Annotated in this window: 6 protein-coding genes; 5 read left to right on the plus strand and 1 reads right to left on the minus strand. The window is 67.3% G+C overall.

The window, feature by feature from the left end; translation table 11 throughout:
• Positions 1–33 precede the first annotated feature (33 nt).
• The 5 genes from E1H18_RS04780 (at position 34) to E1H18_RS04800 (ending at position 9,752) form a co-directional block, all read left to right on the plus strand.
• A complete protein-coding gene (locus E1H18_RS04780; RefSeq protein ID WP_241735894.1) occupies positions 34–2,727 on the plus strand; it encodes a TonB-dependent receptor in 2,694 nt (897 codons plus the stop codon).
• A 142-nt stretch (positions 2,728–2,869) separates the two neighbouring features.
• Positions 2,870–3,598, plus strand: a complete 729-nt coding sequence (locus E1H18_RS04785) for an SDR family oxidoreductase (RefSeq protein ID WP_172265649.1) — start codon at positions 2,870–2,872, stop codon at positions 3,596–3,598.
• An 11-nt stretch (positions 3,599–3,609) separates the two neighbouring features.
• On the plus strand, positions 3,610–4,452 hold the full coding sequence (locus E1H18_RS04790) for a fumarylacetoacetate hydrolase family protein (protein WP_172264228.1): 843 nt from the start codon (positions 3,610–3,612) through the stop codon (positions 4,450–4,452).
• 54 nt (positions 4,453–4,506) lie between these two features.
• Entirely contained in the window at positions 4,507–6,531 is a 2,025-nt protein-coding gene (locus E1H18_RS04795; RefSeq protein ID WP_172264230.1) for a right-handed parallel beta-helix repeat-containing protein, read from the plus strand.
• Entirely contained in the window at positions 6,528–9,752 is a 3,225-nt protein-coding gene (locus E1H18_RS04800; RefSeq protein WP_241735895.1) for an alpha-L-rhamnosidase, read from the plus strand. Before E1H18_RS04795 ends, E1H18_RS04800 begins: the two co-directional genes overlap by 4 nt.
• A gap of 134 nt (positions 9,753–9,886) precedes the next feature.
• Here E1H18_RS04800 and E1H18_RS04805 read toward each other — a convergent pair whose 3' ends face one another.
• The gene (locus tag E1H18_RS04805) at positions 9,887–11,962 is read right to left on the minus strand and encodes a glycoside hydrolase family 2 TIM barrel-domain containing protein (protein WP_172264232.1); all 2,076 of its coding nucleotides are present in this window, start codon (positions 11,960–11,962) and stop codon (positions 9,887–9,889) included.
• Positions 11,963–11,976 lie beyond the last annotated feature (14 nt).

Here is an 11,976-nt window from a genome sequence, read left to right on the forward strand (position 1 = left end):
CCGGTCAAAGGGGTTGAAACAACAGGATCGAGCATGTCCACCAAGACGACTATGTTGGCCGCCACCGCTCTCGGGCTGCTGGGGGCATGGGCGTTCCCTGCCGCAGCGCAAGATGCAGCGGCCGTTGAAGAAATCGTGGTCACGGGGATCCGGGCCAGCCAGCAGCAATCCATCGACATCAAGCGCAACGCGGTCGGCGTCGTCGACTCGATCGCTTCTGAAGACCTGGGCAAGCTGCCCGACCAGAACGTCGCCGAGTCCCTGCAGCGCATCGCCGGCGTGACCATCGAGCGTAACCGCGGCGAAGGCCGCTACGTCTCGGTCCGCGGCTTTGGTCCCAAGTTCAACGCCGTCACCGTCAACGGCCGCACCCTGGCCACCGACAACAACGGCCGTGAGTTCTCGTTCGACGTCCTGCCCTCGGAAATCATCTCGGGCGCCGACGTCTACAAGTCGCCGCAAGCCAACGTGAATGGCGCCTCGATCGGCGCGACCATCGACGTGCGCACGCTGCGTCCGCTGGAACAGCGCCAGGCCTTCAGCGCCGCCGGTTCGATCAGCGGCCAATGGGCTGAGCTGCGCGACAAGTACAATCCGGAAGTCTCGGGCGTCGTCAGCTGGCGCAACGAGGAGCGCACCTTCGGCGCGGCCCTGTCGGCCTCGTACATGGACCAGAAGGTCCGCAACGATGAGTTCACCATCGGCGCGGGCCACGTGCGCCGCTCCAGCACCGACTCCTACTACAATGCCGGCGGCGTCGCCGGGGCCCGCATCGGACCGGGCGTCGCGCCCTTCACCAGCGTCTCGATGCCGTCGAACCTGTCGCCGTTCTTCTTCGAGCGTGACAAGAAGATGCTCGGCCTCAACGGCGTCGTTCAGTACAAGCCGGTCGAAAGCCTGACGGCCACGGTCGACGTGCTGTACGCCAAGGCTGACTTCAAGGAACAGCAGACGGGCCTGGCCTACGACTTCGCCGGCGGCACGCTGGTCGAGCAGGTCGTGCAGGGCGGCGAAGCCGTCTACCAGCGCTATCAGGGCGGCTTCGTCGACCAGATCATCCAGTATGATCACCGCGACGTCACGACCAACCAGATCGGCCTGAACCTGAAGTGGAAGGCGACGGAAGACCTGACCCTGACCTTCGACGCCTCGACCTCGAAGGCCGAGCGTCGAGGCAAGGAAGACAACGACTTCACGACCATCCGCCGCAAGAACGTCAACACCTGGTTCGACCGCCGCGGCGGCAGCCCGATGTACTCTTACGGCTTCACCAGCCCGAACTACGCCAACGCCGCGACCAATCCGCAAGGCGTGACCGCCCACTACTACATCTGGGGCGGCGGCTCGGACGTCGACGACGAGATCAACGAGTTCGCCTTCGACGCCGACTGGAAGCCCGCGGGCGCGGTGTCGATCAGCGCAGGCGTCGCCTCGCAGAACCGCAAGAAGACCATCAACGCGGTTGAAATGCCGTTCGGTGAGCAATGCGCCTACTGCGACTCCAACCAGATCCTGCCGACCTCGCTGTTCCAGAACACCAACCGCAACTTCTTCGGCGGCCAGTACGGCGACAGCATCCTGCACGACTGGCTGTACTACGATCCCCGCGCCCTGATCCTGCAGGTCAAGGAATACGCCACCCGCGACGGCAAGGCGTTCAACCAAGCCATCGCCTCGCCGTCAGCCTCGTCGGTCGTCGATGAGAAGGTGCTGATCGGCTACGTGATGGCCGACATCAAGACCGATCTGGGCTCGATGCCGCTGGCTGTGAACGTCGGCGTCCGCATCGAGGACACCGACTACACCTCGTCGGGCGCCTCGCGCACGGTGACCAGCGCCCGTCCGAACGGCGCCGGCCAGAACATCATCACCGTCTCGCCGGTCGTCCCGGTCAGCTTCGAAGGCAAGTACACCGACATCCTGCCGTCGCTGAACGCCCGCCTGAACGTCACCGACGACCTGATCTTCCGCTTCGCCGCCTCGCGCGTCATGACCCGCCCGACCCTGTCGGACCTGTCGCCGCGCCAGACGATCCAGACCAACCCGGGCAACGAAACCATTCGCCGGGGCAACCCCGACCTGCAGCCGTTCCGCGCCTCGCAGATCGAAGGCGGCGTCGAGTGGTACCTCGACACCATGTCGCTGCTGTCATTCGCGGCCTTCTACAAGAACATCGACTCGTTCGTGACCCTGGTCACGACGCCGCAGAAGGTCGACCAGGTGACCTTCCAGGTAACCGTGCCGGGCAACGGCAAGGGCGCGGTCGTGAAGGGCTTCGAGCTGGGCTACCGCCAGGTGTTCAACAAGCTGCCCGCGCCGTTTGACGGCCTGGGCGTGCAGACCAGCTTCACCTATGCCGAGTCCGACGCCAACTACACCAACACCGTGGCCAACGTGTCCTACGGCCTGGAAGGTCTGTCGAAGTACTCCTACAGCCTGGTTGGCTTCTACGAGAAGGGTCCGATCCAGGCCCGTATCGCCTACACCTGGCGCGACAAGTTCCTGCAGGTCGCCTCGGGTCGTAACGGCGAACCGGAATATTTCGACAGCTATGGCCAGCTGGACGTCGGCGCCTCTTACAACGTCAACGACCACTTCACGGTGTTCGTCGACGGCCTGAACCTGACCGACGAGGAAGAGTTCATCTACTCGGTCACGCCGAACCGCACGAAGGAATTCCGGACCACGGGCCGCCGCGTCGCGGCCGGCGTCCGGGTCCGCTTCTAAGCACTTTCCCCTCCTGCCATTTTGGTAAGCCGCATCACGCTTCGTTGTGATGCGGCTTTTCTTTTGACTGAAGGTCCACCGCAGCTTGACGACCCCGGTCAGCGCCCTTAGCAAACATAATACATCTTACGTTTGAGGTTGACTGATGAGGCTTGCGGGCAAGACGGCGCTGGTGACGGCCGCCGCTCAGGGAATTGGACGCGCGACCGTCGAGGCGTTCCTGCGTGAAGGCGCCAGCGTGATCGCCGCCGACATCCGCACCGAGGCGCTGGAAGGCGTCGAGGGCGTGACCGTCCGCCAGCTGGACGTTACCGACCGCGAGGCCGTCAAGGCGATCGCTGAGGAATTCCCGAACGTCGACGTGCTCTACAATTGCGCGGGCTTCGTCCACGCCGGCACGATCCTGGACTGCGACGAGGACGCCTGGGACTTCTCCAACGCCCTGAACGTCACCGCCCAGTACCGGATGATCCGCGCCTTCCTGCCGCGCATGATCGAGAACGGCGGCGCCTCGATCATCAACATGTCGTCGGTCTGCTCCAGCATCAAGGCGGTGCCCAACCGCTTCGCCTATGGCGCCACCAAGGCCGCCGTGATCGGCCTGACCAAGTCGGTGGCGTCCGACTTCGTGACCAAGGGCATCCGCTGCAACGCCATCTGCCCGGGCACGGTGGAGACCCCGTCCCTGCTGCAGCGCCTGCGCGACACCGGCGACTTCGACAAGGCCTATGGCGAGTTCACCGCCCGCCAGGCCATGGGCCGTTTCGGCCGCGTCGAGGAGCTGGCCGCCCTGGCCGTCTACCTGGCCTCGGACGAGTCCGCCTTCACCACCGGTACGATCAACGTGATCGACGGCGGCTGGGTCAATTAGGAACGCGTGACATGAAACTGCTTCGCTTCGGCCCTGTCGGCCACGAAAAGCCCGGCATCCTGGACGCCCAGGGCCGCATCCGCGACCTCAGCGGCGTGGTCGCCGACATCGACGGCGCGGCCATCTCGGACGAGAGCCTGGCCCGCCTGCGCGCCCTCGACCTGGATACTCTGCCCCTGGCGCCCGAAGGCGTCCGCTACGGCGCCTGCGTCACCGGGGTGGCCAAGTTCCTGTGCATCGGCCTGAACTACGCCGACCACGCCGCCGAGAGCGGCCTGCCGATCCCCGAAGAGCCGGTGTTGTTCTCGAAGTTCACCTCGGCCATCTGCGGCCCGAACGACGAGGTCCTGAAGCCCCGCGGCTCGACCAAGCTGGACTGGGAAGTCGAGCTGGGCATCGTGATCGGCAAGACCGCCAGCTATATCGACGAGAGCGAGGCCGAAGCCCACATCGCCGGCTATTGCACGATCAACGACGTCTCCGAGCGCGCCTTCCAGATCGAGCGCGGCGGCACCTGGGACAAGGGCAAGGGTTGCGACACCTTCGGCCCGATCGGCCCCTGGCTGGTCACCCGCGACGAGGTGCCGGACCCGGCCAATCTGAAGATGTGGCTGAAGGTCAACGGCAAGACGTTCCAGGACGGCTCGACCGCAACCATGATCTTCAAGCCGGCCTTCATCGTGGCCTATCTCTCGCAGTTCATGACCCTGCTGCCGGGCGACGTGATCTCGACCGGTACGCCGCCTGGCGTTGGGTTGGGCCAGAAGCCGCCGGTCTATCTGAACGTCGGCGACGTGATGGAACTGGGTATCGAGGGCCTGGGCGACCAGAGACAGGTCGTCCGCCAAGCCTGACGCGGGCCAGCGGCCCGCCCCACGTTAAAGAAAACAAGACTTAGGGAGTTCGTGATGGTCAAAACCCTGCTCGCACGCCGCCTCGCGGCGACCATGGTGTCCGGCGCCGTCCTGGCCTGGGCGACCCTCGCGAACGCCCAGACGGTGACGCTGCACGTCTCGCCAAAGGGCGACGACAAGAACCCCGGCACCGTCGAGCGCCCGGTGCGCACCCTGACCCGCGCCCAGGCCCTGGTTCGCGCCAGTAACGCCAAGGCCGACGTCACGGTCGAGGTCGCGGCCGGCGCGTACCGCCTGGACAAGCCCCTGGTCTTCACCGCCGCCGACGGCGGTCAGGCCGGCAAGCGCGTCACCTGGCGTGGCCAGACCGGCGCGCGGCCGCTGATCTCGGGCGGCTTCGACGTCGCAAACTTCACGGTGTTCGACGCCGAGCGCCGGATCTATGTCGCCGACATTCCCAAGGGCTTGGACACCCGCCAGGTGTGGGTCAACGACACCCTGGCCGAGCGCCCGTGGATGGAGATCCGCGCCTCGGACGTGACGTTCAACGCCACCGGTTTCGAGATCACCAATCCCAAGCTGGCCTTCCTGAAGGACCTGAAGCACCCGTCGCGACTGGAGGTCGAGGCCACCGGCTTCTTCACCGACCGCGTCTCGCCGGTGCAGGCCATCGACGGGACGAGGGTGACAATGCGCCAGCCGGCCTGGGACAACAACACCTGGGGCTACGACACCGTCTCCAAGCCGATCTTCCCCGACGACTCGCGCCTGTTCCTGGTCAATGCGCTAGAGCTGGTCGGCAAGGCCAATGACTGGCACGCCAAGCCCTATCAGTGGTTCGTCGATCCGGCCGCCGGCAAGCTGTACCTCCGCATCGCCGAGGACGACGACATCAAGGCGCTGCGGGTGACCGTCCCCGCCCTGCCCGCCCTGGTCTCGATCGGCGGCACATCCAAGGCCCCGGTGCGCAATCTCAGCTTTGAGGGCCTGCGGTTCTCCTACAGCTCGTGGATGGGCCCGTCGGAGGCCACCGGCTACGCCAACCAGCAGAGCGGCGCCTTCCTGAAGGATACGTCGCCGCTGCGCCCGGCCGACGCCTGGTCGTCGTGCGGCTGGGGCTGTCCCGAGTTCGAGTCCATGCGCCAGAAGTGGCATCAGATCCCGGCCGCCGTGCAGGTCGCCGCGGCCCAGGACGTCACCTTCACCGGCAACCAGTTCTCGCAGCTGGGCCAGATCGGCCTAGGCATCGGCAACGACGCCAACGCCAATCTCTCGGGCCAGGGCCTGAGCACGAAGGGCATCCGCGTCAGCCGCAACCACTTCTCGGTGCTCTCGGGCAGCGCCATCATGGCCGGCGGCGTGCGCCAGGACGCCCACCACCCGTCCGCACCGGAACTTGTCAACGCCGACCTCGAGATCGCCGACAACGTGATCGCCACCGTCAGCCAGGACTACAAGGACAACGCCGCGATCCTGACGACCTACATCGACGACGCGCGCATCCTGCACAACGAGATCTCGGACGCGCCCTATGACGGCGTCGCGGTCGGCTGGGGCTGGGGCTACAACGACGCGGGCGGCAACCCGAACTACGACGAGAACCAGAAGGGCTACCGCTACAACACCAAGTACACGACGCCGACGGTGCTGCGGAAAACCCTGGTCGAGGGCAACCGCATCCATGGCGTGAAGACCTGGTACATGGACGGCGGGGCGATCTACAACCTGTCGGCCAATCCGGACTCGGTGATCCGCGCCAACCACATCTTCGACATCGGCGGCAAGATCGCCATCTACCTGGACGAGGGCTCCAAGCACTTCAAGGTGACCGGCAATGTCGTCGACACCCAGGGCAAGTGGCTGAACATCAACACCGCCGGCAAGATGTTCCGCCGCAAGATCTCGACCGACAACCTGGCGACCGGCAACTGGCACAACTCGCTGCGCACCGGCGGCCGCTGGCTGAGCGAGATCGGCAATGTCGCCGAGAACAACATCCTGGTCCCGAACCGTGACTGGCCAGCTGAGGCCCAGGCCGTGATCGACAACGCGGGCCCGCGCGCTGAGGTGTCCAAATGAGCGTCTCGCGTCGCGGCTTGATGATGGGCGCCGGCCTGGCCGGAGTCGCGGCGGCCTCTCCCGCCTTGGCGGCCCAGGCGCTGCAAGCGCCCGCGCTCGAGGTGCTGGACCTCAAGGCCGGCTCGGTCACCGCGCCGATCGGCGTAGAGGACCAAGCCGTGCGTCTGTCCTGGCGGCTGGCCAGCCCCGATCCGGACGTCAAGCAGACCCGCTACGAGATCCAGGCCGCCAGCTCGCGCGAGAAGCTGGAGGCCGGCGATCCCGACCTCTGGCACGCCGGCGAGGTGCTGACCGACCAGAGCATGGACGTCTCGTGGCTGGGCAGCCCGCTGACCTCGCGCCAGATCGTCTGGTGGCGCGTGCTGGTGCGCGACAACAAGGGCCGCAAGGCGACCAGCGCCGTCGCGAGCTTCGAGATCGGCCTGCTGCAGCCCGCCGACTGGACCGCCAAGTGGATCGCCGCCGAGACGGAGCTGGCCAAGGCCGACCGGCAAGCGGGCCTCTTGTGGATGCGCGGCGACCGCCCCGCCGACCGCTCGGCGCGATACTTCCGCCTGGCCTTCGATTTGCCGGCGGCGGCCAACGTCACCCTGTTCTCGATCGCCAACTTCACGTCCGACGTCTGGCTGGACGGCCAGCCCGTCCAGCGCCCGCCACATTCGCCGATCGCCTTCGGCGTCGCCCCGATCGCCGAGACCCACCACAAGCTGGCGGCCGGCCGCCACGTGGTCGCGATCAAGGTTCAGGACCCCACCGGCTTCAACGAACCCAAGCTGCATGAGATCGCCGCCGCCGTGATGGTTCGCGCCGAACTGCCCGGCGGCAAGACCCTGCGCATCACCTCGCGTGGCATGAAGACCGCCCTGCAAGCTCCCGACGGCTGGATGCGCCCGGGCTTCGCCGACGGCGGCTGGGCCAAGGCCGAACCCTCTAAGAACCAGCCCCAGGCCTGGCCGGGCTATGGCGCGTTCCTGCTGCGTAAGGACTTCAAGGTCGCCCGCCCGATCGCCCGCGCGCGCCTCTACGCCACAGCCCTGGGCGCCTACGAGGCCCAGATCAACGGCAAGCGGGTCGGCGACGCCCTGCTGACGCCCGAGAGCACCGACTTCCGCAAGACCGCCCTCTACCGCGTCTACGACGTCACCGACCTGCTGAGCGTGGGCGACAACGCCATCGGGGCCATGGTCGGCGACGGCTGGTACGGCAGCTATCACGCCCCGGCCGGCCGCTACACCTTCGGCGACACCCCGCTGCGGTTCCTCGGCCAGCTGGAGATCACCTACGTCGACGGTTCTCGGGAGACGGTCGCCAGCGACGAGACCTGGCGCATCGCCGCCGCCCCGATCACACGCGGCGAAATCTACTACGGCGAGGACTACGACGCCCGCCTGGAACAGCCCGGCTGGGCCACCGCCGGCTTTACAGGCAAGGGCTGGCGCGCCGTCGACATCGCCCCCACCCCGCCCTGCGCTCTGAAGGCCCAGACCAGCCCGCCGATCCGCCGGATCGAGACGCTGAAGGCGACCTCGATCAAGGCCGTCGGGTCGCGCCACGTCTTCGACTTCGGCCAGAACTTCGCCGGCTGGGCGCGGCTGAAGGTGCGCGGCAAGGCTGGCCAGGTCGTCACCCTGCGCTTCGCCGAGGTGCTGGGTGCAGACGGCCATGTCGACCAGTCCAACCTGCGCGCCGCCCGCGCCGCCGTGGTCTACACCCTGAAGGGCGACCCGGCCGGCGAGACCTATGAGCCGCGCTTCACCTATTTCGGCTTCCGCTATGTCGAGGTCGAAGGCTTGGCCGAGGTTCTGGGCCGCGCACCGACAGCCGAGGACGTCGAAGGGATCGTGGTCTCGTCGAACCTGGCCGAGACCGGCCACCTGCGCATCGCCAATCCGGTGATCCAGCAGCTGTGGCGCAACAGCCTGTGGAGCCAGCGCAGCAACTTCGTCGGCGTGCCCACCGACTGCCCGCAGCGCGACGAGCGCCTGGGCTGGACCGGCGACGCCAACGTCTTCTGGGATGCGGCGGCTTTCAACATGGACGTGGCCGCCTTCACCGAGCGGTTCGGCCGCGACCTGCGCGACGCCCAAGGCCCGCGCGGCGAGTTCCCCGACTACGCTCCGGCTGGCTTCACGGACCTGGGCCTCGGCGCCTCGCCCGGCTGGGCCGACGCCGGCGTCATGCTGCCGTGGACGGTGTGGAAGCGCTACAACGACACCGCCATCGTCGACCAGAACTGGGCGGCCATGACCCGCTACCTGGGCTTCATCCGCACGAGCAATCCGGACCTGATCTGGCGCAAGGAACGCGGCTACGACTTCGGCGACTGGGTGGCGCTGGACGCCAAGCAGCCCGGCGACGAGACCACGCCCAAGGCCCTGATCGCCACGGCCTGGTGGAAGCGCTCGGTCGAGGCCATGGCCGACATGGCCTACGGCTCGGGCCGCAAGCCCGACGCGGTGCGCTACCGCGACCTGGCCAGCCAGATCACGGCCGCCTTCCAGCGCGAGTTCGTGCGGCCCGACGGCTCCATGGGTAACGGCTCGCAGGCCGGCTACATCCTGGCCCTGCGCTTCGGCCTCGTCCCCGAGGCGCTGCGGGCGACCGCCACGGCCCATCTGGTGGCCGACATCCGTCGGCGTGGCAACCTGCTGTCGACCGGCTTCCTGGGCACGCCGTTCAGCCTGGACGCCCTGGCCGACAACGACCAGGACGGCGTGGTCTACGACCTTTTGCTGCGCACCGACTTCCCGTCGTGGGGCTACATGATCCGCAAGGGCGCCACGACGATCTGGGAGCGCTGGAACGGCGACGTCGGCGACGTGGCCATGAATTCGTTCAACCACTACGCCCTGGGCGCGGTGACCGGCTTCGTGTTCCGCCGCATCGCCGGCATCGAGCCGATCCGCGCCGGCTTCCTGTCGTTCCGCTTCGATCCGGTGCTGGACGCCCGCGTGCCCAAGGGCGGCGGCGACTATGACAGCGTGCTGGGCCGGATCAGTACGGACTGGGAGCTGAAAGCGGACGGCAGCTTCGACCTGCATCTGGTCGCGCCGACCAACAGCCGCGCCGAGGTCCATATTCCAGCCAAGAGCGCCGAGGCCGTACGGGTGAATGGCGTCCCCGTCGCTCAGGCGCCGGGCGTCACGGTCCAGGGCCTGAAGCGTGGCCGGCTGGTTCTGGAGATCGGCTCGGGCGATCACCGTTTCCAGGCGCGCGCCTAAACCCCAACCGTCATCCCGGGCCTTGTGCCCGGGACCCCTGGTTCAGCTTTCACGTGAGAGATCCCCTCTGCCCCGCGCCTGCGGCGGACAGAGGGGTCCCGGGCACAAGGCCCGGGATGACGATGATTGGCGACCTACGGGTTGGTCGCGTAGGTCCACCGCACGCTGTCGGTCAGCGTCTTGCCGCCCACCTCGGCCGCCGCCTCGACCAGGTTTTCGCCCTTGGCCAGGTCGATCTCCCACACCGCGGCGTGGTCCTCGACCGGCACGGTCGTCCAGGCGCCGCCGTTCAGGCGCAAACGCACCGCCGGCTGGTTGGAGAACACCTTCACCTTGGCCCGCGCGATGCGCTTGTTGACGTCGCGACGGCTGGTGATGTGCAGCATCGGAACCTCGGACCAGTTGGCCTGGTACCAGTAGTACGAGTCCTTACGCACCTTGCGGTCCTCGGTGACCAGGCCCTTGTCGTTGATGCCCGCGCGATCCCCCTCGTTGCGCTTGAACGACGGGAAATCGAAGCCGACCCAGATGAAGTTCGACCACAGGTACGGACGCTTCTTCAGCTCGCGCCAGTGCACCTCGTGGAAGGTCGTCTGCCACTGTTCGGGGTGCCAGTAGCCGTCGGCCACCGGACGGCGCATCACCGGATCCTCCTGGTGCAGGATACTGGCCCCCGCGCCGTATTCGCTGACCCCGATCGGGCGTTTGGGCATCTTGGCGTGCAGCGCGTCGGCCCAGGGGCCGATGTCCTTGGCCTCGGTCCAGTACCAGCCGAAGTAGCGGTTGTACGAGACCGTATCGCTATGCTGGGCGATCGGGTCGTCGTCATCCAGGCAGCAGTGGGCGTAGGTCGTCAGGCCGCCCGGATCCATCTCCTTGGCCGTCGCCTGCAGCGCCGCCAGGATGCGGTTGGGCGCCTCGCCCGAGGCGCGCAGCTCATTGCCGATACCCCACAGCGCCACCGACGGGTGGTTGACGTTCTGGGCGATCAGCTCGCGCATCTGCGCGACCAGGTTCTCGCGAAACGCGTCCGACGGATCATGATCGTCGATCAGCGGCACCTCGGTGGTCAGCAGCAGGCCCAGACGGTCGGCCTCGTCATAAACCCGTTGCGGATGCTGCATGTGGGCCAGGCGCAGGGCGGTAGCGCCCATGTCGGCCATGATCTGCATATCCTCGTCGATCTCGGCGTCGCTGACGATCGGGCCCTTGCCGAAGCGGGTCGGCATCTGGATGTTCGCGCCATAGAGGGCGTAGGGCTTGCCGTTCAGCAGGAACCGCCCCTCCCCATCGAGCCCCACGGTGCGCACGCCCAGCGGGACCTCGGCGGTATCGGCCAACTTGCCATCGACCCGCACCTCGGTGCGCAGGCGATAGAGATAGGGCGACTTGCGGCCTTCCCACAGCTTGGGCTTCTTCAGGGTCAGAGCCTGCTGAACCGGCAAGCTCTGGCCGGCGGCGACCCGCGTGGTGGCCTGGGCCTGGGCGGCCGTCACACCCTTGGCGTCGATGATCCTGGTCACGACCTGGACGCTGGCCGGCGCAGCGCGGTCGTTGCGGACCAGCACCTTGGCGGCGATCTTGGCCTGGCCGGCGCTAATGGCTTCGGTGCGGCCATAGACGCCCGGACCGCCCCAGTCGGAGAGGTCGACATGGACATCCGAGGCCTCCACCAGGCTGACGGCGCGATAGAGGCCGCCGAAGATGAAGAAGTCGCCGTTCAGCGGCGCAAAGCGGGTGTTGCGGCTATTGTCGACCCGCACGGCCAGCACGTTCTGCCCCGCCTTCAGGGCGTCGGTGGCGTCGAAGCGGAAAGCCGCATAGCCGCCCTCGTGCGTCCCCAGCCTCGTCCCGTTCAGATAGACATCGGCCTTCAACGCCGCGCCGTCGAACTGCAGGAAATAGCGCTGCCCGGGCGTGGGCGCATGGTCCAGCGACAAGCGGTACCAGGCCGGCCCGCGATAGTAGACGCCTTCCGGTTCGCCTCGCGCCTTGGTCCCGCCGACACCCGAGTCGGCGATGTTGTAGGTGTGCGGCGTCGAGACTGTGCTCCAGGCCTTGTCGTCGAACGCCACCGCCTCGGCGCCGGGCGCGTCGGCGCGGACGAAGCGCCAGCCGTCGCGCAGCGGGGTCACCTCGGCGGCCTGGGCGCCGAACGCACACAGTGCGATGCCCGCCAGCAAACCGTTGCGCAGCGATAGAATGGTCATGGCGTCTCTCCGGA

Source organism: Caulobacter sp. RHG1 (assembly GCF_013181195.1).
GTDB lineage: Bacteria > Pseudomonadota > Alphaproteobacteria > Caulobacterales > Caulobacteraceae > Caulobacter.